This window comes from Candidatus Cloacimonas acidaminovorans str. Evry (assembly GCF_000146065.2).
GTDB lineage: Bacteria > Cloacimonadota > Cloacimonadia > Cloacimonadales > Cloacimonadaceae > Cloacimonas > Cloacimonas acidaminivorans.
This window is the reverse complement of the sequence record NC_020449.1, coordinates 1,160,053-1,183,846: the sequence shown is the minus strand read 5'-3', so window position 1 is coordinate 1,183,846 and position 23,794 is coordinate 1,160,053. Positions and strand designations below refer to the sequence as shown.

The window sequence follows — 23,794 nt, the reverse complement described above, 5'->3', positions numbered from 1 at the left end:
GTCCTTTCTGGAAAGCATCAATCTTGGGTGTATCATACCTTAATCAAGCGTTAATTATTAACGCTTGATTAAGGTTAGATTAACGCTTGATTAACGCTTTAAGCTAAGTAAGGATAGTGAAAATTGTCTTAAATTGAAAAGTCAATGTTGTTTCTGCAAAAGAATAATTGCTTCTCCAATGTGGAAACCATATTGAACATTATTTCAACTTGATTATTTGGAATAAAATAGGGTTTAGATCAGCAAATCGCTGTGGTTAATTATACTTTTGGGTTGTTTGCTATTAGTTATTCACTTTTTTCTTGCTTCGTTATCACTGTCTTTCAAGGTATTAATTTCTCCAAGCATTGTTTTCACTTTCTCACAGAGTTCACGGGATTTTTCCGGGGAATCGCTTTCCACATAAATACGGATAATGGGTTCGGTTCCTGATTTGCGAATATGGATAAAGTGTTTCTCTCCAATTGCTTTAATTCCATCCCGAGTATCCAGTTGATAGTTTTGAAAGAAAGAGGGAGCATTATTCATCAATGTCTCCATCAATGAGGCATCCACCGTTATTTTATCCTTGGCAAAATAATACTTTGGCAAGCTATCAACAATAGCGGAAAGCGGTTTATTTGATTCCGCAAGCAAACCTAAAATCAGAGCCATTCCGGCAATGGCATCACGGGTGTAATGTACATCAGGACAGATAATTCCGCCATTTCCCTCACCCCCGATAGGAGAATTTATTTCCTGCATTTTTTTTCCGACATTTATTTCGCCGACTTTTGTCCGCTGAACTTGCACGCCAAAGCTTTTGGCAATATCATCTGAAAGCATTGAACTGCTAAGATTTACTACGATATCTCCCTTCTTTTTGGGAAGCACAAAAAGCTCGGCTAAGGCAACGCTCAATTCTTCTCCGATGCATTTTCCTTCTTCGGAAACAATTGCCAGGCGGTCAACATCGGGGTCTGTAGCAAAACCTATATCCGCTTTAAAAAAGCTAACAGTTTCTTCCAACTGACCTAAATTTTCCTTCAAGGGTTCTGCTATGTGGGCAAAAATCCCGTTGGGCTCGCTATTTATTTCATAAACAGTGCAGCCAAGTTCTTTTAGTAAAAGTGGGGAAATCAAACCACCAGCGCCGTTTACGGAATCCAGAACCACTTTAAATTGACGGGAACGGATTTGTTCAATGTTCAAATAGGGAATGTTTAAAATTTTGGCTATATGTTCTTGTATGGCAGTATTATCTATTTTTAATTCTCCCATTGCTTTCCACTTTGCCCAGGGAATATCTTCTTCTACCGAGGACAGGAATTTATCCGCCTTTTCAGGACTTAAGAACATTCCATCTGCATCTACAAATTTCATTGCATTCCACTCCGGTGGATTATGTGATGCAGTGATGGCTATACCTCCAATGGCATCTGATTCCTGAACTTTCAATAGGAGAGTAGGAGTGGAAACAATGCCCAAATCCGTTACATCACAACCTACACTTATTAGGGCAGAAATTATACTGTGCAACATTGCTTTGCCGGTTGTGCGACTATCTCTTCCCACAATAATCTCCGGTTTCCGTTCAGGATAGCTTTGTTTCTGCAGAATTGCAAAATGAGCTGCATATTTTATTGCTATAATAGGATTAAGGGTGTCCGCAAAGACACCCCTAACACCACTAACACCAGTCATTAATTTGTTCATTTATATAATACCGTATTTTGCGCGGTTATCAATTATTTTAGCCGACTTGCGCATTTGGTCATACCAACGGTTCCAAGCAGCATCTTCCAAAGTTTTACGAATTTGTTCCTGTCTCTCCTTATCTTTGGCGAAGGCATTGAAATCGGGCTTAATTCTTTCCGTGCAACTGATTATGAAACTTCCTTCTTTGGTATGAATAAGTCCGCTGGTTTGTCCTGCTTCCAAAGCTAAAGCTGCATTGGTAAATTCCTCGCAAAGTCCTACATTAGGAACGCTTTGCTCTCTTTTATGATTGTTTAATTCAATTATTTGCCATCCCTCCTTGGCAGCGGCGGAGAAATATTCGCTGGAAGGGTATTTGGCAACGAATTCTTCTGCTTTTTTCTTTACATTGGCAACTTTCTTTTCTTTTTCCAGCTGATATTTGATGCGTAGCTTAACCTTTTCAAAGTCCTCATAATAGACCTTTTTGTTATCTGTTAACACGGCAACGATTTTGCGGTTTTGTTGATCGGTAATTACATCGGATATTGCTTTTTCTTTACCTTTACGCATAAATTGTAACAAAGCTCCGTTATTACCAATGCCGGGAATATATTCTTGATCATGAGGCACCCAATCCGTTTCCTGAACTTCAACTCCCAATTCTTTGGCGGCGGCATCAATTCCTTTTTTCTTAATTAACTTGGCAGCAGATTCAGCTTTATCCAGAATAGCATTTTTGGTTTCATCGGATGCTTCAACTATCAATAGTATATGACTTGCTTTGATTTGAGGATTATCTTTGGTAATTGTAGCAATGCTGTCACAACGGATAATATGCCAACCGAAACTTGTTTTAACGGGCTTGCTGATTTCTCCAACTTTTAAAGCAAAGGCTACTTGTTCAAATTCAGGAACCATTTGTCCTTTACCAAAAACACCTAATGAACCGCCATTATCTTTAGAACCAGGATCATCCGAATATTCTTTAGCCAGGGTAGCAAAATCCTCTCCTCTACGAGCGCGATTATAAAGTTCCTCAGCTAAAAGTTTAACTGAGGCATAATCTTTATCGGAGGGCTTTTCTTCAAAGGCAAGATATTTAATGCGGGAAGCGGGACCTTTTTTATATTCGGTCTCTCTATTTTTATCGTAATATGCCTTTATTTCAGCATCAGTAACGGTTACAGGGTCGGATTTATTGGGTTCAAACCAGATAAATTTTCCGGAAATGCTATCAGTTTCTTTGGCATATTGAGCTTTTAAGCTGTCTATAGTGATTCCTGCTTGGGCTTTAATTTTTTCCTGCAGTTTTTGACGGGGCAGATATCCCCGAACATATTCTTCCATTGCGGCAAAAAATTGAGGGTTATTTTTCAGAGCAGAAAGATATTTGGATTTATCAAATCTGCCGTTGGTTTGCAGGGATTCGTTTTGCATCAATTCTTGTGGTGGGTTATTTTGCATTTCGGTTAAAACATCATCTTCCGTAATTTTGATTTTGTGTTTCTTAATCTGCTGCTGCCAAAGAATATCGTTTACCAATGTTTCCCATGCCTGATTTTCAATGTTTCTGCGCATATTTTCATCTATGGGCTGATCTTTATACATTTCAGCATAGCGCTCATAAATTTCTTGTATCTTTTGCTGATACATCTCGTAGGTTATTTTGGTGCCATTCACTTTTCCCAGATATGGTTTCGGGGATAATAATTCTCCAATTCCAACAGCAGCCATACCCAGAATGAATACGATAGCTACAATATAAATAACTACCTTCTGTTTCTTTCTCAGCTGATCCAGCATTCTAAAACTCCTTATAGAGGTTAAATTACTAATATAAAAGCCACCTTTTTAAAACTTCATTTTTTAACAAGGATTTTTTTCATACTTGTTATCTGAACGATAGGGATGTCGTTCATCCAGAAGGTTGATGTCCACATCAACCTAAAAATGTGCATTGGAGTAATAAAGGCAAACATTTTTCTTGACGAATAAGAGCTAATCCAAGTTTTGGGTCTGAAAGTAAAACTGTTAGAGAATATAATAATGTAAAAGGGAGCATAAGCCAATGAAAAAGTTTTCCTGGCGTGGCCTATTCATAATCATATTTTTCTGCGTAACAGCATTTTTTTTGGCTCCTATGGTAATTCCCAATTTGCCAAGTTGGTGGTCTAAGCATCATCTAAAGCTTGGTTTGGACCTTAGAGGAGGCATGCAGATACTTTTGGAAGTTGATACTTCAGAGCTTTCAGCTGCAGATGCCCGAAATGCTGTAGAACAGAATATCAAAATTATTCGTGAACGAATTGACCAGTTTGGCGTAGCTGAACCTTCAATTCAGAAATTAGGTGAAAACAGGATAATGGTTCAATTACCTGGTGTTTCGGATTATAAAGCAGCTGAAAATTTAATTAAACAGACAGCTATGCTGGAGTTTAAACTGGTTGCTCCTCAAGATGAAGCCAAACGAGTAATAGAAACAATTGATAGAAATATCAGCAGTAATCTGGATAAATTTCCTGTTTTGGCAGAAATGGCAAAGAAAGATAAAAGTATAATGGCTGATACCACATCTACAGATAGTTTGAAAACCGGAGAAGGGATTTTCAGTTCTCTGATTCGTCCCGGAGAAATGGATTTTGAGGTTCAATACAGTGATGTGCGTTTGATTCAGGATTTGCTGGCTGATACTCTTTTTGCGCAAATGGTGCCAATGGGTTATCAGCTTGCTTTAGATAAGGCAGATACGGAAAATCCCCGTGCCGATAGAAACCTCTATGTTCTTTCTTCTGCAGCTCAGCTTACCGGTGGTGACCTGGCTAAAGCAAAAGTTGAATATGGTTCTGCTACTTCAACCGATCCCAGGATAGCCAATAAGCCCTATATTTCCATAGAAATGAAACGAGAGGGGGCAAGAAAGTTTGAACGCGTAACTGCCGATAATGTAGGAAAGCGTTTAGCCATTGTTCTTGATGGAGTTGTTTATTCTGCACCGAATATTCAGGAAAGAATTGCCGGTGGCAGAGCTCAAATTACAGGCAGATTTACAGCTACGGAAGCAAATGAACTGGCAATTGTGCTCAATACCGGAAATTTGATTGCTCCTATAAAACCGGTTTCAACTTCTATAATTGGTGCTACTTTAGGTGCGGATAGCATTCGTAAGGGAACTATGGCAGGTTTAATCGGTTTGATAATTGTTGTCCTATTTATGATTATTTATTACAAATTGTGCGGTTTTATTGCCGATATTGCATTGGTCTTAAATGTAGGTTTTATTTTAGCAATGCTTACTGCTTTTGGTGCTACTCTTACTCTTCCTGGAATTGCCGGTATTATTCTGACTATCGGTATGGCTGTTGATGCCAATGTGCTTATTTTTGAACGCATAAGAGAAGAACTGGATTTGGGAAAAACCCCCCGCAGTGCAGTTGAAGCCGGTTTTAAAAGAGCCCTTGTAACGGTTTGGGATTCTAATCTGACTACCGTTATTGCCGGAATAATCCTTTATTATCTTGGCACAGGTCCTATCCGCGGTTTTGCCGTGACTTTAGTTATTGGTATTATGGGTTCTATGTTTACGGCAATAGTTGTAGTGCGATCTATATTGGATAATATAGTTTTAACCGGAAAAAGAACAAAACTGAGTGTGTAAGGAGTAACAAAATGAGAATTCTAAAGAATCCTAATATCCAATTCGTGAAGAGCCGTTACTGGTTTTATGGTATCTCCATTGCCTTGTTACTAATCAGCTTATGCGGAATAATTTTTAAGGGCTTGAACTGGAGTATTGACTTTACCAGTGGAATAGCTGCCACGGTTAATTTGAAAGCATTAGACCCTAAAGTTCCTGCTGTTCCTATTGAGAATTTACGCACAGTTCTTACTAAAAACGGTTTTCCGGAAGCAGAGATAACCTATATTGGCAATCCAGCTAATTCCACTTTCCAGATTAAAATAAAAAGCGTTGGCAAAGGAACTGATCTTTCCACCGAAACCCGCACTAAGTTATTGGAAATCATTCAGCAAAATTTTCCCGAATATGTTCAAGGAAGAGACCTTAATAAAGAAGTGATAGAAGAAATTTATGAAGTTGGTCCTAAAGTTGGTAGTGAATTACGCTCTCAGGCATTTTGGGCAGTTATGCTTGCTTTAATTGCTATGATTATCTATATTTGGTTCCGCTTTGAATTTACCTTTGGCTTAATGGGAATTTTAGCTTTATTCCATGATGTATTTTTAATTGTAGGTTTTTTTGCTCTTACCGGAAAAGAAATTACAATGCAAATTATAGCTGCACTCTTAACTATTGTGGGTTATAGCATTAATGATACTATTGTGATCTTTGATCGTATCCGTGAAGATATGAAGAAAAACCGCAAAGACCCAATCCAAGTAGTATTCAATCGCTCTATCAACGATACTCTTTCCCGAACTGTTATTACTGGTGGAACTACTTTTCTAACTTCTGCCTGTTTGTTTTTATGGGGTGGAAGTGTAATTCACGATTTTGCTTTAGCTATCTGCCTGGGTATCCTTTTTGGAACTTATTCTTCTATCTTTGTTGCCAGTAATTTGGTGATTGACCTGAATTTGATTACCCACAAAGAAAGAAAAACAATGCAACACCTAACTAAGAAAAAATTGTAATACTATCGGATTAACTAACCTATATAATTAGAACCGCTCATAAGTTGTGGGCGGTTTTTTTTTACACAGAGAACACTGAAAACACTGAGAACACCGAGAATTTATTTTACAAAGAGTAAAAGAGAAAAGAGATTGTTTGGAAAAAGAGAAAAGAGATTTAGTTTTACAACAGAAAAATAAAGTGTAGCCGGAGGACGCCGTTCCTCCACAAGTTAGTGAAAAGGTGGAACAGTGGAAAGGTGAAACAAGGTTTGGACATTGTAAAAAAAAGATATGGAGCTTCAGCGAGCTCCGGCTACACAAATTAGGAGTCATCATTGCTGAAATAACTTTAATCCTTACATCAAATTAGTTTAATTATGAGGACTTGTGACGACTTGTTTCATGTAGGTAATGCCGATTATTTAGATTTTTTTACATAGAGAAAAGAAATATAATATAATTTTCATATTGAAAAGACAGTTATTTTATCTGAAATTATTTGGATTCCCATTTCCTTATAAATCACAAAGGAATTTTAATTCAAAAAATGATATTATTAGACATATTTTGTAATTGAGTTACCGAATTTCGAATTGGTATAAACAGAAAGCATATATTTCTTGAGAGTCCTTCATTTTTTTTGGGCAAATTAGAATTTACTAACACAATTTCTAAAAAATATGCATTGTTTAGGATAAATTTCAAATTATTAGCCAACTATTTTGTCTTCTTCCGAAAAAGATATGTAATTAATTGATATATAGATGATAAAGTAACGACCCCGTAACCCTGAAGTAACATTGCAGTAATCTCTTTATTTGATTGTTATTTGGCTGTTAGTTGATTAGTAATAAGTCAAATACGGGTGAGCTAAAAAGGTTAAAGATTAATATAGCATAAAGATAAGGGATACACTTATAGTTAAAAAGATAATAGAATAATATAGAACAAAATCTGATTCTTCGCTTATACCAAACAATATATCCTTCTGTTAAAAAATAATCTGAAAAAGTACAAATAACTTGACATAAATCTAAATGAAAAAAAATGGATTTTAAAAGTGATTATATAATAAATTTATTTTAAGGAGTAATAATGAAAAAGCTATTGTTTTCTTCCCTTCTTATATTTGTTATTTTCCCTCTTTTTGGGGGACAAACAAAGTTGCATAGCGAAAAAGAAATCGTCTTAGATAATTCCCCAATTGTAAATTTGTGTGAATTTAAAAGTCCATCTCATATTAATATGAATTTTGATGGTCCACCTCCTCATTATTGGATAGATGTAGAACCTCAAGAACTTTCAGGTTTTTATTATCAAGGGTTAGGTCCTTCATCATCACAATATTTTATTGTATCTGGAGGTGGTTTATTAGATTACCTTTATATATATGCCCCAAATAATTATGAAATATCTATAGATGATGGTAATTATATTTCAGATCAACCAATAAAATTGTCTCCCGATCATGATTTTTTTTCTATTTCAGAAACACCAATATATGTTAGGTTAAAAGATAACCTACCAGTAGGAACCTATAATGATACTGTGAGTATTATAAGTGGCCCAATTAGTGAATTTGTTACCTGCAGTGGAACTGTATATCAACCTGAAATTGTAGTATTTAATCCCGACTTAACCGTATTCTATTATTATGAGGGTTATGGTCCTTCTGATGAGCAAAGTTTTACAGTAAGTGGTAATAATTTAGCATCTGATATTATTATTTCTCCTCCGGATCATTATGAAATATCAACTGAAAGTGGAGAATATTTTAATTCTCAAAACCCAATAACTCTTACTCCTGTTGGAGGTTATGTCTCATTTCAAAATATCTATGTTCGTTTGAAACAAGCTTTAGTGGAAGGAGAATACAATGAGGATATTACGGTAATCTCTGATTATGCTGAACCCTGTATTATTAATTGTTATGGCGCTGTCGGTCCTCATTTTGATTATCTTGCTGACCGTGAATATACGGAAAAAGGAATAAAATTTGTTATCAATAATAATTGTAATAGAGGTTCAGGTTATATACCCCAATTTACAAATCCTGATTTAATTTATACCGACTTTACTTTTTCCGTTGATAACAGTATTGAGAATTGGACTATAACAATGTGGACAGATGCTGATTTTGGTGCTTACTATCAGAATGAAGAATGGCATATTGTTGATAATAATGGAGGTCAAGTAGTATTTAATATTAGTTTTGCTTCCGGCAAAGGAATTGTAGAAATACCTGTAATTCTTTATAAACCTCCAACATTATCCGTTCAGTTATCTGCTTTTATTCTAAATCTCAATTCTCAATACGGGATAAATGTGATGTGGATAAGTCAATCGGAGACAGGGTTAAATGGCTATTATGTTCATCGGGGAACAGTTGATGATTTATCCCAGGCAACTATTATAAGTCCTTTGATTAGAGCCAGTAATACTTCTCATCAACAGATTTATTTATATACAGATAAAGATATTTATGAACCGGGAACTTATTATTACTGGCTGGAAGCTCAGGATTATGATGGTTATGTTACATATTACGGTTCAAGAAGTTTGAATTATGAATTTGGTAACAATGGAACTCCGGATATTCCTTTAGTTACGGGTATCCGTTCAATCTATCCAAATCCTTTCAATCCTTCCGCTACGATAATGTATGAACTTGAGCAGCCGGCAAATGTTAATATTGAAATATACAATAACCGTGGTCAGATAGTGCGTAGTTTTGCTATAGGACAAAAAGAGAAGGGAAGATATAAATTGCTGTGGGATGGCACAGATAATTCCGGTAGTGTTTGCGGAACGGGGATATATTTTATAAAGATGCAGGCAGGAAAAGAGAGTTTTATAAAGAAAGCGGCATTGATAAAATAAAAAAATGAATATAGCGAGATGATGAGATAGTTTAGAAAAGTGGGAATCTTTATTGTGAAGACGGAGGACGCTGTTCCTCCGCCTTTTTATATCTCTCACAGATAACACAGATTTCACAGATAAAAAATAAGTGCACGCAAAGAATGTGTAGCCGGAGGAACCTGATCTTCCACTTAGTAAGTTTGACGCTTTTTAACCACTGAGAACACTGAGGACACTGAGAATATTTTTACAAAGAGAACACTGAGAATTATTTTTACAAAGAGAAAAGAGCAAAAGAGAAAAAGAGATTGTATAAGTAAAAACATCTCACATTCTTCATTTTTCATCCTTCATTTCCTCCAGAACCTCTTGACCTCTTGGCCTCAAGACCTCGTGACTTCCGGTATTTTAAAGCTTTTTCTATGTATCGGAGATAATCCATAACTACAAATCATTTTAGCGTGATAGGCAGTTCCATAGCCCTTATTAGAAGCAAAACCATATTCAGGATAGATATCATCATAAGCAAGCATTAGTTTATCTCTATGGACTTTAGCTAAAATAGAGGCAGCGGCAATTGAGGCATAGAGTTGATCACCTTTTATTATTGCTTTGGCATAAGGTTTTAGTTCCGAGTGAATATCTCTGCCATCAATTAGGCAGTATCGGGGTTTGCTTTTCAATTGGAAAAATGCTTTTTTAAAGCCCAAAAGTGTTGCTCTCAGAATATTGTATCTATCAATATAAGCAGGGCTAATTTCCACAATACTATAATCAATAGCGCTTTCTACAATTTGCCAATAGAGTTCTTCGCGTTTTTTTGGCGTAAGCAACTTGGAATCGTTGATACCTTCAATAAGTGTATTATAGTTTAAGATTACAGCTGCGGTTACAACAGGACCGGCTAAAGCACCACGACCGGCTTCATCAATTCCGGCAAAAAGACCGTGGGTGTTAAAGAACTCTATATCGTTCTGATAAAGGATAGTCATAATCACACCTTTTGCAAAACGAAAAACAGACGACTGAATTTATCATCAATAGTGGTTAAATGTTTGGGATAGAGGTTTGTTTTTGTTTCTGTGCTATGGATGGCAATTAATTTCAGAGGTGAATTGCGGATAATCTCAATAAGTTCATAAGTATAATAGACCCTTTGCTGATGCTGTTCAAACTGATAGCTATAGCCCAAAATGTTCTTTTTAAAGAAATGCAAAGAGGATTTTTGGATTAATTGGATATATTCAAAATATGCCTGATGAATCATTAAACCATCACTATAACGGTGCAAATCGCAAAGATGGGCAAAATTATCCATACTGTTTTCCAAAGTAGAAATATCAAAAATAAATAAGCCACCAGTTTCTAAAGCTAAAGAGACCTCCTGCAAAACTTTGGCTATCTGTTTTGTTTGAGTAAGGTAATTAATGCTGTCAAACATACAAATTACCAGCTGATAATCTTTACCTAAAATCGGATCGGTTAAAGATGCATAGTATAATTTAGGTTTTACTGTTTTCCCGGCAGCAATTTTGAGCATATCAACAGAGTTATCACAGGCAAAAACAGTATAACCCTTTCGCACAAAATGAATAGACATATTTGCTGTGCCACAGGCAAGTTCCAGTATCTTAGAAAGTTTCAAGGGAGAATATTGTTTAAACCAATAAAGTATACTATTCACCCACAAGGCATAATCCACATGTGCCATATAGTCATCGTAGTGTTCTGCAAAAAAGGAATAGGCGGAAGAGTTATTTCTTCGGCAAAAACGAATTCCTGCGAGGTCATAAATATCATCCAACGGACGTGCCATATTTAATAGCTGTTTTTGAGCATTAAGAAGTATACTATGGGGCTTACCAATATTTACCCGGAGATTGCGATAATTCAGTTCCGGGTGAAATAGTTCCCAGTTTTCACTATCTATATTTATCAGCGCTTCTATAAACCGGAAATTTGTGCTCAGTAAAACATAGTTGTGTTTTTTATTTTCAAAAAACTGACTTAAATCACTAAAATAGATCAGTTTTTCCTTTTTTTCATATAAGTCATCAGCAGTATCTTCTTTTAGCACACAAGGGCACAAGCCATATTCAGCAAGGTCCGTATGAAAGGGATTATTGCCTTTAAGCTCCAAAACTGCCATATCAGGATGGACATAAAGATAGGAGGAATTTATATTTTCCTGCTTGCAATAATAATGAAAAGAAGCAGGACTGGCAAAAAAACAAATCTGCTGAGGTGTTGGAACAGGAAGTTTATTAATATTGTTCAATCCTGTTAATTGCAAATTATCCGTCTTATATTTTAGAGCATCTTCAGAAGGACAAATTAGTTCCAGCTCCAATTCTTTACTGATAGGAGAAAATTCACAGGCATCAATAACTAAGGGAACTTCTTTAGAAAAAAAAGTAACGATTGAAATGCGATATGTTTTGTCCATAAAAGATGCTCTTGCTATATAGTTTTCATATTGGAAATGCTGTTATGTTGTTCATCTTTATCAGGATTCCAGTTTGCGCAGGAATGACAGTGGAATTGCTCTCCGGAATATGATCGCAAGCATTAAAAATAAACTATTTATCACTGCTACCAGGTATTTCTAAGGGAATATTTTGTTTGCAGGCATCACAATTTTCCCTTTCATAAGCAGGAATTTCAAGGCACAGGAGTGATTCCAAGGGAACGGGGAATTCTATATTACCTCCGCTACGATCAATCAGAATACCAATTACAACTACTTCCAGACCTTTATTTTGAACACAGGAGATAACTTCCTGAATACTGCCACCAGTAGTGAGAATATCTTCCACTATTACTATTTTATGCATACGGGAAAGATCAAAACCATTGCGGATTATCATTTCACCTTCTTTTCGCTGAGTAAACACAAAGTTCTTTCCCATCAGATAAGCTGTTTCAAAGCCAAGAGCAATAGCTCCATAAGCAGGACTAATAATTGCCTCAAATTCATATTCGGCTAAGCGTTTTGCAAGGCGTTTACAAAGGTTATGAGCCGCAGCAGGATTTTGCAGAATTCTGGCTTTTTCAATATATTGATTGCTATGTTTTCCGGATGTTAACTGAAAATGACCTTCCAAGAGAGCTCCTTCATCTTTCAGAATGCGGGTTACATAGTCCGAATCCTCAAGACCGGTCAGGAGTTCTTTAGCATCTTTTTCTTCATTTTCGGGAACCTGCAATTCTATTTTATACATATCTCCCGCGATGGATGCATACATACTCATAATCCGTTCATTTAGCAGATTGGGATGAAAACCGGAATCCTCTAAAAGACCTTTTGCCAGTTCTGCTTCAAAGGGATTGGTATAAGTGGCAATAGTAATTAAAGTTATCTCTTCCATTTTATCCTCCATTTATGGGACGCTATTTTTGTTTGCCAAATATCTTTATCATTCCTGCGCAGGCAGGAAACCATTTAAAATATACTTTAGAGGTCTGTTACCTCTTTAGCAAAGAAAGAATTTAGCAAGCTAAAAGTGCCAGGAACCGAAAAAATTGTAAGGAGAAAAAATCGGCTCCCGGCATTAGGAAAGAACTATTTAAGTATATTGTTTAGCGATTTCTATTCCGCGTTTAATAGCAGTAAGATTTTTGGCAAGCAAATCAGGATTTTTTTCTTGCATAAAGGAAGTTAAATTCTTTTCCAGGGTTTCGTATTTGATAATTCCTGTTTTTCCGATTATAATACCTGTTGCCAGCATATTAAGCACAATCATACTGCCAATTTCGGACGCTATATCATTCATCGGAACCGCTATTTTAGTAATATCATCACGCTTACAACCGTGGGGACACATATTAGTGTTATAAATTAAAAGTCCTTTAGGACGAATAGAAGGAGCAAATTTATCTATAGAGGGCTGATTTAAAGCTACCAACACATCAGGGAAACTGACAATTGGAGAAGCAATAGGTTCCGTAGAAACTACCGTAGAAACATTGGCAGTTCCACCTCTCATTTCAGGTCCGTAAGAAGGCAACCAGGAAACATTTTTCCCTTCTTGCATAGCTGCCTGGGCAATGAATTTACCTATGGTAAGAACACCTTGACCGCCAAAACCGGCACAAATCATTTCTGTAGTCATTATTCCACTCCTTCACCTTTATCACGATAAACACCTAATTTGAAGAAAGGCAACATATTTTCTTTTGCCCATTGTCTTGCTTGTTCTGGTTCATAACCCCAATTCGTAGGGCAGGTGCTGATAAATTCTATAAATGTAAAACCGCGATTTTCCTTATTATAACGGATGGCTTTATTAACAGCTTTTTTTGCTTTAATAATATCGGCTGGGCTTAATAGTGAGACCCTTTCAATATAATAGGGAGCCACCAGGGTTGCTAAAAGTTCACACATCCGAATAGGATAACCGATATCATCTACATTTCTGCCATAAGGACTGGTAGTAGTTTTCATATTAGGCAAAGTTGTTGGAGCCATTTGTCCACCTGTCATACCATAGATAGCGTTATTAACAAAGAAAACGCTTATCTTTTCTCCCCGATTGGCAGAATGAACAATTTCCGCAGTTCCGATAGCAGCTAAATCACCATCTCCTTGATAGGTAAATATATGCATATCGGGACGGGCTCTTTTTATGCCTGTAGCAACGGCAGGAGCGCGTCCATGAGCTGCTTCCGCCATATCACAATTAAAATAGTTATAGGCAAAAACAGCACATCCGACAGGTGCCACACCGGCTATTTGATTGATTAAACCATTTTCATCAATTGCCTCAGCAATTAAACGATGAGCTACTCCATGCATACATCCAGGACAGTAATGGAAAGGGACTTTAGTAAGTGCTTCAGGGCGTTTTGCAATAATTTCCATTTTTTCCTCCTTCCTTTAAAAACATTCTTCCAGTTTTTCTTTGATTTCAGCAGGGGTGAAAACAACTCCTCCCACTTTTCCCCAAAAATCAACCGGAACCTTTCCTTCTACTGCAATTTTTACATCTTCTACCATTTGTCCTGAATTGAGTTCAAAAACATAGACCTTTTTCACATTTTTACCAATTGCTTGTTTGATTGCTTCATAAGGGTAGGGCCATACACGAATGGGACGAATTAAGCCAACGCTTTTTCCTTCTTTTAGAACTTCATTGATAGCCGACTTTACAACTCGGCTGGCAGTTCCCCAGGCAACGCATAAAACTTCATTTTCATCTGAAATATTATAGGTTTCATAGCGAATTTCATTCTTTTGGATTTCCGCATATTTTTTATATAAACCCAAAACATGCTGTTCCAAAACCAGGGGGTCAAGTTCCAGAGAATTTATTTCATGATGGTGTTTTTTATCTCCATCTTCATTGGGACAAATACACCAGGAAAGATGTTGATTGGCAAGTTCTTGTAATTCTGCATCTGTTTTTGCAGGTTTAAACTCAACGGGTTCCATCATTTGTCCCAGCATTCCATCGGCAAGAATCATAACAGGATTGCGATATTTATCTGCCAGATCAAATGCCTCGCTTGCCATATCTGCAAATTCCTGAACCGAACTCGGAGCTAAAACGATTAAACGATAATCGCCATGACCTCCGCCTTTGGTTGCTTGAAAATAATCACCTTGTGCAGGTTGGATATCTCCTAAACCGGGACCTCCGCGTTGAACATTAACAACTACACAGGGAAGTTCCGCTCCCGCAATATAAGATAGACCTTCCATTTTTAACGAAATACCCGGAGAGGAAGAAGATGTCATCACTCTTTTTCCGCTTCCAGCAGCTCCATAAACCATATTTATGGCAGCAACTTCGCTTTCCGCTTGAATAAAAGTGCCATTTACCTTAGGCATCATTTTCGCCATATATTCAATTAATTCGCTTTGGGGGGTGATGGGATAGGCAAAATACAAGCGACAACCACTACGAATTGCGGCTTCTGCAATTGCCTCATTTCCTTTCATTAAAATTTTAGACATTCATAACCTCACTTCTCAATTGTTATTGCTACATCAGGACAGGTTATATAACACATTTTGCAGGCAGTACACTTTTCCTGCTCAATACACTCTGCATAGTTGTAGCCCTTGGCATTAATGTTTTCCGATAAACGAATAATCTTTCTCGGACAAGCAATAATACACAAGCCACAACCTTTGCAATAATTGGGGTCAACAGTCATTTTAGGCATAACAAACACCTCTCTTTTTTTTATATTTTTCCTTTCTGTGATAAACCATTTTTTTGCCTTATTCTGTCAAATTATTTCTTTATAAAACCGAGGGAACGACATCCTTGTCGTTCTAATTCAGGAGTCATTTGCGCTTTGTCAACCTTGTTCTTTACGATTTTTTTTACAGCGTAATATGACTCATTACGGCATAAAAAAATCAAATCTGCTTAATTAGGGTAAAATATGCGAAATCTGCGGGAAACGAATTTGCCTGATTAGGTTTGAGAGCTGTAATTGTTTGGAGCATAGTTGATTAAGTAACAACTCCGTAACACTTCCGTAACACTTCCGTTGTCTCGTTACGGAATTGTTACTTGGTTGTTACCTGGTCGTTACGGGAAATAGAATGGAATAAGTAGCAATTTGTATAACATATTGTAATATAGATGGATTATCCCTATAGCGAAAATTTTTCCTTGACAATATGCCCGGCTCTAAAAATTATCCCTCCCATCACATGAGCTAAGGAAAATGATGAAGAAACACAAAAAGAAATTTTTGGCTTGCCTAATTGGGATTCAGGTAATGTTTATTGCGCCGGTAATTGCTCAAACTATGGTAAGCTTAAGCGGGGAAGAGTTTATTGCAGACCAAAGTGTGGTTGTGATTGACTCTTTGCAGACCCAGGAACCACCGGGAGATCCTCCAGGTGAAACGATGGTCGCTACTTATTATTCTAAACGATTTCAGGGCAGAAAAACGGCAAGTGGCGAAAGATATAACCGCGATGCCTTAACCTGTGCCCACAAAACCCTCCCCTTTCAAACCCTTTTAAAAATTACCAATCCCCGAAACAGCAAATCCGTTATCGTGCGTGTAAACGATAGAGGTCCCTTCAATCGTGGTAGAGATATAGACCTTTCGTATGCTGCCGCCAAAGAAATAGGGATGCTTTCTGCGGGGGTTATTCCTGTTCAGGTGGAAATTTTAGAGCAGGTTTATACAGACACTCTGCTGGCAAAAAATTAAAAACATTATTAATTCTTATTTTCAACCTGTCAGGGAAAAGGGCAGGTAACTTAAGATGCAACTTATTTTACATATATCTCCGCGTATAAAACGGGCATTTGATAAGCGAAAACCAATTCTGGCAATGGAATCAACTGTGCTTACTCATGGCTTGCCCTATCCTAAAAATCTGGATATATTAAAAACATTGGAAGAACTCTGTCAGGAGCTTGATGTTGAGCCAGCTACAATAATTGTTTTGGACGGGAAAATTCATATTGGAATGACAGAAGCAGAAAAAGAAATTCTCCAATGCAAACTGGAAAGCGGGGAAGAGGTGGGTAAATTTAATTTACGGGATATTCCTTATGCTGTATCTCGGAAAAAAAGCGGTGGGACAACCGTTTCTGCCACAATGCTGATAGCCAATAAAGCCGGAATAAAGGTTTTTGCTACAGGTGGAATCGGCGGAGTGCATAAATTCTGGAACGAAACATTGGACATTTCTTCAGACCTGAAAGCTCTTGCAGAAATTCCGGTGATTGTTGTTTCTGCCGGGTGTAAAGCCATTTTGGATATTCCTGCCACTCTGGAAGTTCTGGAAAGTTATAGCGTTCCTGTTTTAGGATGGAAAACCGATGAATTTCCTGCTTTCTATGCAAGAACAAGCGGGAAAAAGATAGAAAAACTGGAAAGCGCTAAAGATGTTGTAAATATCTATCAAACGATGCGAGAATTGTATCCGCATCCTACAGGAATTCTGGTGGCAAATCCGGTGCCGGAAAAAGATGAAATTCCTTTTGCGGAAATAGAAAAATATATATCAGCGGCAATTGCTGAAGCAAAAACAAAAAATATTGCAGGTAAGGAACTAACTCCTTTTCTGCTGGCAACTTTGGCGGAAAAAACAAAAGGGCAATCAGTTCAAAGCAACCTTGCTCTGCTAAAAAACAATGTAATAATCGGCGCACAAATCGCTAAGGAGCTACAATGAAAATTTACATTTCTACCGATATGGAAGGAATCCCAGGAACTTTTAACTGGGAACAGGAAAAAACCAACCGCCCTGAAGTCCTAAAAAATTATCAGACACATATAACGGACTGCCTGAATGCAATTTTATACAGCGGATTCAAGGAATTTATTGAAGAAATAACTATTGCCGATTCTCACGCCGGAGGAGATAATTTAAGCTACGAAATAACCGCTTTGGATAAAAGAATTTCGCTTATTTCAGGCGGACCCCGACCCCAATATATGATGCCTGCCTTAGATAGTGATTACGCTATGGTGTTTTTACTGGGTTATCATTCCGGCACAGGAACCTGGAAAGGCAATATGGATCACACCTATTCCAACAGTAAAATATTTAGAATCTGGATAAATGATATACCAATGAACGAGGCAATTATAAATTCCGCTTATGCTGGTTATAAAGGTGTTCCGGTTGCTTTAATTAGCGGAGATAAGGCATTGGAAGAACAAATTGCCGTTACTATGCCCTGGGTTCATTTTGTCAGAACAAAAGAAGCAGTAGCCAAATTTGCCGCTAAAAATTATTCTTCTATAATCGTGAAAGAGGACTTAGTAAAAGCCGTTCAGACATCTTTAGCCCAAAAAGATATTCCCCTCTATACTTTTTCCAGCCCAATCCGCCTGAAGATTGAATTCCACTCTACTTCTATGACCGATTGCGCTGCTTTAATGCCTCATACAAAACGCCTTGATGGAAGGACTATAGAATATGTGGATGACGATTACGGGGTTATTTTTGAAACAATAATGGCTCTGGTAACACTTGCTTATGGAGCTACTTTGTAAGAATAAAGAATGAAAAATGAAAAGTGACAGTGAGAGTTAAAAAAATGAGCTTTATTCCGGAACGGAAGTTCTCACTGTGAAAAAATAACTGCTTTAGCTTTCACTTTTCAACTTTTACCCTTCACTCTTCACTTATAGAAGATAGCGTTTTAATCGCTTAACAGATTCTTCCAAACCAATAATGGCAAATGTAGAATGCAATTCCGGTCCGTGTATTTTACCAATTAAAGCCAAACGCAAAGGCAGATAAAATGCCTTACCCTTAATTCCCAATTCGGAGATACCGTTATTGATAACTTCTTGAATTGTATCTACTTCCCAATTAGTTATAGTAGGTAATTTTTGGACAAACCAGGCAAGAACCTTCTGTGCTTCAGGAGCTGAGAGTATTTTTTCTTCTTCCTCAGTTAATGTCTCCGGTTGATAAAACATCTTACAGTAATCCACAATTTCATTAAGCAAAGTGCATCGTTCCCTGGCAACGGCTATGGATAGATGGTATTTTTTTGTGTCGCTGATATCATAACCCTTTTCTAAAAAAAGATGTCTACAACGCCAGGCAATTTCTTCCAAAGGCAGAAGGCGCAAATACTGTCCATTCATCCAATCCAGTTTAGCTAAATCAAAAATAGCATTTGCCTTATTAACCCGTTCCAAAGAAAAGACCTCACAAAGTTCATCAAGGGTAAAAAGTTCGCGTTCATCGGCAGAATGCCAACCCAGCAAGGCAACAAAATTGATTATGGCTTCTTTTAAGTATCCCTTTAATAAATAGCTATCTACGGAAACATCATTCATCCTTTTGCTTAACTTAGTGCGATCAGGATTAAGTATTAAAGGTAAATGTACCCATTTTGGAGGTTCCCACCCTAAGCATTCATAAAGATAAATATGTTTGGGAGTGCTGGAAAGCCATTCTTCACCCCGAATTATATGAGAAATTTGCATAAAATGGTCATCTACAACTGCGGCGAGATGATAAGTAGGAAAACCGTCACTTTTCAGTAAAACCTGGTCATCGGATTGACTGGAATCCATTTCCACTTCTCCCCGAATCAGGTCATAAAAACGAAATTTGTGCTTATCAGGCATTTTTAAGCGGATTACATATTTTTCTCCATTTGCCATCTTTTGCCTTATTTCGGATTGACTTAACGCTAAACAACGACGGTCATATTTAACAAATTCACCTTTTTCCTGTTGTTCTTTGCGCATATTTGTTAATGTTTCAGAAGAGCAAAAACAGGGGTAGGCAAAACCCTTTTCTAATAGGCGTTGTGCTTGTTCTTGGTATAAATTTAAGCGTTGGGACTGAATGTAGGGTCCGAAATCTCCCTCTTTACCGGGTCCCTCATCAAAATCCAACCCTAAATTATGCAAAGAAGTAATAAGATTTTCTATGGCTCCGGGAACTATTCTGCTTTGGTCTGTATCTTCAATGCGCAGAATAAATGTTCCCTGTTCTTTACGGGCAAAAAGATAGTTGTATAGTGCAGTCCTCAAACCTCCAATATGCAAAAAACCGGTTGGACTGGGAGCAAAACGCACACGAATCTTGTTCATAATATATTTACTCCTGATTTTGGGATGGCAAATTGCGAGTTGCAATTGCGAAAAAAGTTAACTGCCATAATATTCATATTGGCAATGCTCTTTGTATAAATAATTGTTTGGATTCCTGTCTGCACAGGAATGACAAAAAGATTATGCAAACTATAACTATGTAATTCGTTATTCTTTTCAGTAATAGCGCTATATTCACTAAAATTCATTGCAGTAATTTCTCTATATCATCATAAAATTGATATTTCAGCACTCGGTATTTGGGGTTATAAAGAGTTTTGTATTGCTGTGAATGTCTTGGAATAGCTTTGCTTTCAGCAATGGTATTAACTTGCTGCCATTCGTTAAGATCAAATACTATCAGCTGTTGAATAACAGGAATAGTTTCTTTCCAGAGCTTAGTTATATCCAAATTATAAGTAAAATCCAAAACGGATTCTTGCATAAGTTCTGCTAAAAGGAAGCTTTTACGATAAAGTTCGCTGATTGCTTTTTCTTTTTTCAGCTGTAAAACAGGGACCAGAAAATCTAAACTTAAACGGAAAAAACCATGTTGGGAACCGATGTCCTGTTTTAATGGCTTATAAGGTTCGGGATGCAAGAGTATTTCTGTCATAATTTTTTTAGCTGAGTCATTAGTGTCGGCAAGCAAATGCGCAGGACCCAAATATGCTTGAAAGACAAGTTTATAGATATCAATTAGTTTTAGTTCCGGATGTTGATTTAGTTCCAGAGAAATAACCTGTTTAATATCTATAACTTTCAGGTTGGTATTATCTTTCCGCATATTCTATTTCTCCTTCTCTAATAACATAACGCAATTGAGATGTTTCAGTTTCCAGCGGAAGGGAATAAATAGATAAATCAGCTTGAAAGCCAGTTTTAATTTGTCCGGTAATGTTTTCTTCAAAGTTCAGCCAGGCAGCATTTTTGGTGTAAATATCAATTGCCTGAGTAAGACTTAAACGCTCCTGCGGATTATGATGATTGATTGCTGCATTTATTGACTGCATTGCATTTAACGGGGTTACATACCAATCGGAACCTCCGGTAATAGTAATTCCAGCTTGGAGTATTGTGGCAAAGCGATTCATTATTTGACTACGCTTGATGCCTAATTTTTGGGCATAAAAACCATTTTCTCCACCCCATAAAAGGTCAAAATTGGGTTGCATAACAGGCACTGCTTTAGAAACAGCAATTTCCCCAATTAATTCATCATCCGTTAGTTCACAATGAATTAGCTCACAGCGTAATTCTTCAGTAGCAGAGATATTTTTATAAACATTATTGATCTGCCGAATAGCTCTATCTCCGATACAGTGAACTGCTACCTGCAGATGATGTTTACTTGCTTCGCTAATAAATTTTTGCCAGAATTCGTCACTCTGATAGAGAATTCCTCTGGAATTACCGTTTAAATAGGGTTCAGAAATAGCTGCAGTTTCAGAACCGATGGAGCCATCAGCTAAAATACAACCTCCGATTCTTTTGGCTCCTGCATCCAAAGCTGCACTAATATTAAAGGATTGAGGATAGAGGATAAAACGCAGAGGGAATTTATCCAGATTATCTCTGATAAGCTCATAGTGAGTAATGCTGTTATGAGCGTCACCAATCATCGTATGCAAAGAAGTAAAGCCACCCTGCAAGCCAATTTTTGCGGATACCTGATAAGCTTCTATAATCTCCTCATCCGTTAAGCAACTATGAAAATGGCGGACTGCCCGATCGTTTTCTGCTCCCTTTAAAACTTCATTTTTTGTATTTAACTCTTTAATCTGCTTACGCGCAAAAGAATTGAGCATACAGGAATGACCATCAATTCTTCTTAAGAGTAATGCTTTATCGGGAACAGCCGAATCCAGTTCTTGAACTGTGGGAAAACGCTTTTCCTGCAATAAGGTTTCATCCATTTGCCAGGCAAAAATAATTTCCTCTTTTGTCTTTTTGGCATTTTCAGCAGAGAGCAATTCCAGAACCTCAGCAATGTTTTTAACTTTAGATAAATCTACACCTGAGCAATATAAACCACCTTCAAAGCTGTGAGTGTGAGTATCAATAAAACCGGGATAAGCATAAGCACCGTTAAAATCCTGTTGAAAAATATTTTTATACTGTTCCGGAACAGGATAGGGTAGATGTTCAATAATTATTCCCTTGTCTACTAATAAGGAATGGGTTTCTTCTGTAAATTTACCATTCAGCCAGAGATAGAGATTAGCTAATATTTTCACTGTTCTTCCTCAACTAAGATTGTTTTCAGCATTTCATAAAATAAGCGGATGGGAAAGCCCATAACATTGAAATAGCATCCTTCCACTTTTGTTACAAATTGTGCACCAAAACCCTGAATTCCATAAGCACCTGCTTTATCTAAAGGTTCTCCCGTTGCCAAATAAGAATCAATTTCGGTTTCCGACAGCTCTGCAAAAGTCACAAATGTCTGCTCATAATTAATGTTAGCAATTTCATTATAGTAAACACAGATACCGGTAAAAACACTATGTGTGCGTCCCGAAAGTAATCTTAAATAGTTTCCTGCTTCTTCAGTATCTGCGGGCTTGCCTAAAATGTGATTATCCAAAACTACTATAGTATCGGCAGAAACAACTAAGGCATCTTTATCTACTTTATCCTTAACAAGTTGAGCTTTTCGTAGAGCATTTTGCATTGTCTGAGTTTGCGGTGCTTCACTATTAATGGGTTCTTCAATTTTTGCGGGAATGGCTTCAAAGGAAATTCCCAAAAGCGAAAAAAGTTCCTTTCTCCTTGGTGAAACAGAGGCAAGGATTACTTTTTTATGGCGTAACAATTCGTGTATCATCATATTAAACCTTTGTCACAGAGAATAAAAAAGCGGTTTTAAGTCAATACATTTCTCTATTTACAAAAAAAATGTCTTGCCTAAAAGGGTGGTATTAGAAAAACTTGTTTTAAATTGAAAATATATATCCAGGAGGATACAAATGGAACGCGTACATAACTTTAACGCTGGTCCTGCAGTTCTGCCTGAAGAAGTGCTTAGAGAAGCACAGGCAGATCTTGTTAATTACAAAGGGATGGGACTTTCCGTTATGGAAATGAGCCATCGCAGTAAAGAGTATGAAGCCATTATCAATGAAGCCAGAGATGCTGCAAAACGAATTTATGGTCTTGGTGATGACTGGGATGTGCTTTTTCTGCATGGAGGTGCAAGTTTGCAATTCGTGATGATTCCAATGAACTTTCTGCCGGAAGGTAAAATTGCAAACTTCATTCATACCGGTGTGTGGAGCAAAAAAGCAATGGCGGAAGTTAAAAAATTGGGTAAACCAGTGCATATTGCTGCCAGTTCGGAAGATAAAAGTTTCAGTTACATTCCCAAAACCTATCAGCTTTCCGATAATCCTGCCTATCTTCACATTACTACAAACAATACGATTTATGGCACTGAATGGAAAATAGACCCTGATGTTCCGAAAGATGTTCCTTTGATTGCAGATATGAGCTCCAATTTTATGAGCAAACCAATTGATATCAACAAATACAGCTTTATTTATGCCGGAGCACAGAAAAATATTGGTCCTGCCGGCTGTGCTGTTATTTTGGTGAAGAAGGACTTTTTGGCTACAGGAGCTACAAATCTGCCATCAATGCTGGACTATCAGTTACATTCTAAAAACGGCAGTTTGTATAATACCCCTCCCTGTTTCACTATCTATATGATTGGTTTAGTTTTAAAATGGATTGAGAACTATGGTGGACTTGCCAAAATTGAAGAAAATAACAAAGCTAAGGCAAAATACATTTACGATGTTATTGATGCCTCCAATGGTTTCTATAGAGGAACTGTTGTGCCGGAAGACCGTTCTTTGATGAATATCACTTTCCGCCTTCCCAGCGAAGAACTGGAAAATCTTTTTATTAGCGAAGCTAAAAAGAATGGAATGATTGGTCTGAAAGGTCATCGTGATGTAGGTGGATGCCGAGCTTCCTGTTATAATGCGCTTCCTCTTAATGCTGCTTACGATTTGGCTGAATTTATGAAAAATTTCCAAAAACAGAATGGATAATTCATACTTGAAAAGACCCTGAC

21 protein-coding genes are annotated in these 23,794 nt (G+C 37.2%); 7 read left to right on the top strand and 14 right to left on the bottom strand.

The features are described 5' to 3' along the window. Positions 1-291: 291 nt before the first annotated feature. A complete protein-coding gene (gene glmM / locus CLOAM_RS04805; RefSeq protein WP_015424742.1) occupies positions 292-1,695 on the bottom strand; it encodes a phosphoglucosamine mutase in 1,404 nt (467 codons plus the stop codon). After that, positions 1,696-3,483: a peptidylprolyl isomerase gene (locus CLOAM_RS04800; RefSeq protein ID WP_015424741.1), complete on the bottom strand. Its 1,788-nt coding sequence runs from the start codon at positions 3,481-3,483 to the stop codon at positions 1,696-1,698. It lies immediately after the preceding gene. 265 nt (positions 3,484-3,748) lie between these two features. Here CLOAM_RS04800 and secD point away from each other — a divergent pair, with 265 nt between their 5' ends. The 3 genes from secD to CLOAM_RS09040 all read left to right on the top strand — a co-directional run bounded on the left by secD (position 3,749) and on the right by CLOAM_RS09040 (position 9,192). Next, positions 3,749-5,335, top strand: a complete 1,587-nt coding sequence (secD, locus tag CLOAM_RS04795; protein WP_015424740.1) for a protein translocase subunit SecD — start codon at positions 3,749-3,751, stop codon at positions 5,333-5,335. Between the two features lie 11 nt (positions 5,336-5,346). Further along, positions 5,347-6,330, top strand: a complete 984-nt coding sequence (gene secF, locus CLOAM_RS04790) for a protein translocase subunit SecF (protein ID WP_015424739.1) — start codon at positions 5,347-5,349, stop codon at positions 6,328-6,330. 1,077 nt (positions 6,331-7,407) lie between these two features. Next, positions 7,408-9,192: a FlgD immunoglobulin-like domain containing protein gene (locus tag CLOAM_RS09040; RefSeq protein ID WP_015424738.1), complete on the top strand. Its 1,785-nt coding sequence runs from the start codon at positions 7,408-7,410 to the stop codon at positions 9,190-9,192. Positions 9,193-9,557: 365 nt separating this feature from the next. Here the strand turns inward: CLOAM_RS09040 and CLOAM_RS04780 are convergent, their stop codons facing one another. The 7 genes from CLOAM_RS04780 to CLOAM_RS04750 form a co-directional block, all read right to left on the bottom strand. After that, the gene (locus CLOAM_RS04780) at positions 9,558-10,166 is read right to left on the bottom strand and encodes a ribonuclease HII (RefSeq protein WP_044278942.1); all 609 of its coding nucleotides are present in this window, start codon (positions 10,164-10,166) and stop codon (positions 9,558-9,560) included. Positions 10,167-10,168: 2 nt separating this feature from the next. After that, positions 10,169-11,620: a class I SAM-dependent DNA methyltransferase gene (locus CLOAM_RS04775; RefSeq protein ID WP_015424736.1), complete on the bottom strand. Its 1,452-nt coding sequence runs from the start codon at positions 11,618-11,620 to the stop codon at positions 10,169-10,171. Positions 11,621-11,753: 133 nt separating this feature from the next. Beyond that, on the bottom strand, positions 11,754-12,542 hold the full coding sequence (pyrE, locus tag CLOAM_RS04770) for an orotate phosphoribosyltransferase (RefSeq protein ID WP_071818970.1): 789 nt from the start codon (positions 12,540-12,542) through the stop codon (positions 11,754-11,756). A gap of 198 nt (positions 12,543-12,740) precedes the next feature. Beyond that, positions 12,741-13,286 (bottom strand): 2-oxoacid:acceptor oxidoreductase family protein, encoded by a 546-nt coding sequence (locus CLOAM_RS04765; RefSeq protein WP_015424734.1) that lies wholly within the window; start codon positions 13,284-13,286, stop codon positions 12,741-12,743. Continuing rightward, entirely contained in the window at positions 13,286-14,035 is a 750-nt protein-coding gene (locus CLOAM_RS04760) for a thiamine pyrophosphate-dependent enzyme (protein WP_015424733.1), read from the bottom strand. Before CLOAM_RS04760 ends, CLOAM_RS04765 begins: the two co-directional genes overlap by 1 nt. 15 nt (positions 14,036-14,050) lie before the next feature. Next, positions 14,051-15,130: a 3-methyl-2-oxobutanoate dehydrogenase subunit VorB gene (locus CLOAM_RS04755; RefSeq protein WP_015424732.1), complete on the bottom strand. Its 1,080-nt coding sequence runs from the start codon at positions 15,128-15,130 to the stop codon at positions 14,051-14,053. Between the two features lie 8 nt (positions 15,131-15,138). Beyond that, a complete protein-coding gene (locus tag CLOAM_RS04750; RefSeq protein WP_044278941.1) occupies positions 15,139-15,342 on the bottom strand; it encodes a 4Fe-4S dicluster domain-containing protein in 204 nt (67 codons plus the stop codon). Between the two features lie 513 nt (positions 15,343-15,855). Here CLOAM_RS04750 and CLOAM_RS10095 point away from each other — a divergent pair. Genes CLOAM_RS10095 through CLOAM_RS04735 form a run of 3 tightly spaced genes read left to right on the top strand, consistent with a single transcriptional unit; the run spans position 15,856 to position 18,153 of the window. Beyond that, a complete protein-coding gene (locus CLOAM_RS10095; RefSeq protein ID WP_320408530.1) occupies positions 15,856-16,353 on the top strand; it encodes a septal ring lytic transglycosylase RlpA family protein in 498 nt (165 codons plus the stop codon). 55 nt (positions 16,354-16,408) lie between these two features. After that, positions 16,409-17,326 (top strand): pseudouridine-5'-phosphate glycosidase, encoded by a 918-nt coding sequence (locus tag CLOAM_RS04740; protein WP_015424729.1) that lies wholly within the window; start codon positions 16,409-16,411, stop codon positions 17,324-17,326. Next, positions 17,323-18,153 (top strand): M55 family metallopeptidase, encoded by an 831-nt coding sequence (locus tag CLOAM_RS04735; RefSeq protein WP_015424728.1) that lies wholly within the window; start codon positions 17,323-17,325, stop codon positions 18,151-18,153. The genes CLOAM_RS04740 and CLOAM_RS04735 overlap by 4 nt, the downstream gene beginning before the upstream one ends. 132 nt (positions 18,154-18,285) lie before the next feature. On the opposite strand, the gene gltX is transcribed toward CLOAM_RS04735, so the two are convergent. Genes gltX through CLOAM_RS04710 form a run of 5 tightly spaced genes read right to left on the bottom strand, consistent with a single transcriptional unit; the run spans position 18,286 to position 22,546 of the window. Beyond that, entirely contained in the window at positions 18,286-19,716 is a 1,431-nt protein-coding gene (gltX, locus tag CLOAM_RS04730; protein WP_044278940.1) for a glutamate--tRNA ligase, read from the bottom strand. Continuing rightward, positions 19,713-19,925, bottom strand: coding sequence for a hypothetical protein (locus CLOAM_RS09665; RefSeq protein WP_015424726.1), 213 nt, complete (start codon positions 19,923-19,925; stop codon positions 19,713-19,715). Before CLOAM_RS09665 ends, gltX begins: the two co-directional genes overlap by 4 nt. Continuing rightward, complete coding sequence (locus CLOAM_RS04720) at positions 19,922-20,503, bottom strand: hypothetical protein (protein WP_015424725.1); 582 nt, start codon at positions 20,501-20,503, stop codon at positions 19,922-19,924. The genes CLOAM_RS09665 and CLOAM_RS04720 overlap by 4 nt, the downstream gene beginning before the upstream one ends. Then, positions 20,490-21,953, bottom strand: a complete 1,464-nt coding sequence (locus tag CLOAM_RS04715; protein WP_015424724.1) for an amidohydrolase — start codon at positions 21,951-21,953, stop codon at positions 20,490-20,492. Before CLOAM_RS04715 ends, CLOAM_RS04720 begins: the two co-directional genes overlap by 14 nt. Further along, positions 21,950-22,546, bottom strand: coding sequence for a Maf family protein (locus CLOAM_RS04710; protein WP_157860007.1), 597 nt, complete (start codon positions 22,544-22,546; stop codon positions 21,950-21,952). The genes CLOAM_RS04715 and CLOAM_RS04710 overlap by 4 nt, the downstream gene beginning before the upstream one ends. A 139-nt stretch (positions 22,547-22,685) precedes the next feature. On the opposite strand from CLOAM_RS04710, the gene serC reads away from it, so the two are divergent. Beyond that, a complete protein-coding gene (gene serC / locus CLOAM_RS04705; protein ID WP_015424722.1) occupies positions 22,686-23,771 on the top strand; it encodes a 3-phosphoserine/phosphohydroxythreonine transaminase in 1,086 nt (361 codons plus the stop codon). Positions 23,772-23,794 lie beyond the last annotated feature (23 nt).

What these genes read in the sequence shown, in the direction of transcription:
- glmM (WP_015424742.1), bottom strand. Translation starts at nt 1,695, where the DNA reads ATGAACAAATTAATGACTGGTGTTAGTGGTGTTAGGGGTGTCTTTGCG.
- CLOAM_RS04800 (WP_015424741.1), bottom strand. Translation starts at nt 3,483, where the DNA reads ATGCTGGATCAGCTGAGAAAGAAACAGAAGGTAGTTATTTATATTGTA.
- secD (WP_015424740.1), top strand. Translation starts at nt 3,749, where the DNA reads ATGAAAAAGTTTTCCTGGCGTGGCCTATTCATAATCATATTTTTCTGC.
- secF (WP_015424739.1), top strand. Translation starts at nt 5,347, where the DNA reads ATGAGAATTCTAAAGAATCCTAATATCCAATTCGTGAAGAGCCGTTAC.
- CLOAM_RS09040 (WP_015424738.1), top strand. Translation starts at nt 7,408, where the DNA reads ATGAAAAAGCTATTGTTTTCTTCCCTTCTTATATTTGTTATTTTCCCT.
- CLOAM_RS04780 (WP_044278942.1), bottom strand. Translation starts at nt 10,166, where the DNA reads ATGACTATCCTTTATCAGAACGATATAGAGTTCTTTAACACCCACGGT.
- CLOAM_RS04775 (WP_015424736.1), bottom strand. Translation starts at nt 11,620, where the DNA reads ATGGACAAAACATATCGCATTTCAATCGTTACTTTTTTTTCTAAAGAA.
- pyrE (WP_071818970.1), bottom strand. Translation starts at nt 12,542, where the DNA reads ATGGAAGAGATAACTTTAATTACTATTGCCACTTATACCAATCCCTTT.
- CLOAM_RS04765 (WP_015424734.1), bottom strand. Translation starts at nt 13,286, where the DNA reads ATGACTACAGAAATGATTTGTGCCGGTTTTGGCGGTCAAGGTGTTCTT.
- CLOAM_RS04760 (WP_015424733.1), bottom strand. Translation starts at nt 14,035, where the DNA reads ATGGAAATTATTGCAAAACGCCCTGAAGCACTTACTAAAGTCCCTTTC.
- CLOAM_RS04755 (WP_015424732.1), bottom strand. Translation starts at nt 15,130, where the DNA reads ATGTCTAAAATTTTAATGAAAGGAAATGAGGCAATTGCAGAAGCCGCA.
- CLOAM_RS04750 (WP_044278941.1), bottom strand. Translation starts at nt 15,342, where the DNA reads ATGCCTAAAATGACTGTTGACCCCAATTATTGCAAAGGTTGTGGCTTG.
- CLOAM_RS10095 (WP_320408530.1), top strand. Translation starts at nt 15,856, where the DNA reads ATGATGAAGAAACACAAAAAGAAATTTTTGGCTTGCCTAATTGGGATT.
- CLOAM_RS04740 (WP_015424729.1), top strand. Translation starts at nt 16,409, where the DNA reads ATGCAACTTATTTTACATATATCTCCGCGTATAAAACGGGCATTTGAT.
- CLOAM_RS04735 (WP_015424728.1), top strand. Translation starts at nt 17,323, where the DNA reads ATGAAAATTTACATTTCTACCGATATGGAAGGAATCCCAGGAACTTTT.
- gltX (WP_044278940.1), bottom strand. Translation starts at nt 19,716, where the DNA reads ATGAACAAGATTCGTGTGCGTTTTGCTCCCAGTCCAACCGGTTTTTTG.
- CLOAM_RS09665 (WP_015424726.1), bottom strand. Translation starts at nt 19,925, where the DNA reads ATGAATTTTAGTGAATATAGCGCTATTACTGAAAAGAATAACGAATTA.
- CLOAM_RS04720 (WP_015424725.1), bottom strand. Translation starts at nt 20,503, where the DNA reads ATGCGGAAAGATAATACCAACCTGAAAGTTATAGATATTAAACAGGTT.
- CLOAM_RS04710 (WP_157860007.1), bottom strand. Translation starts at nt 22,546, where the DNA reads ATGATGATACACGAATTGTTACGCCATAAAAAAGTAATCCTTGCCTCT.
- serC (WP_015424722.1), top strand. Translation starts at nt 22,686, where the DNA reads ATGGAACGCGTACATAACTTTAACGCTGGTCCTGCAGTTCTGCCTGAA.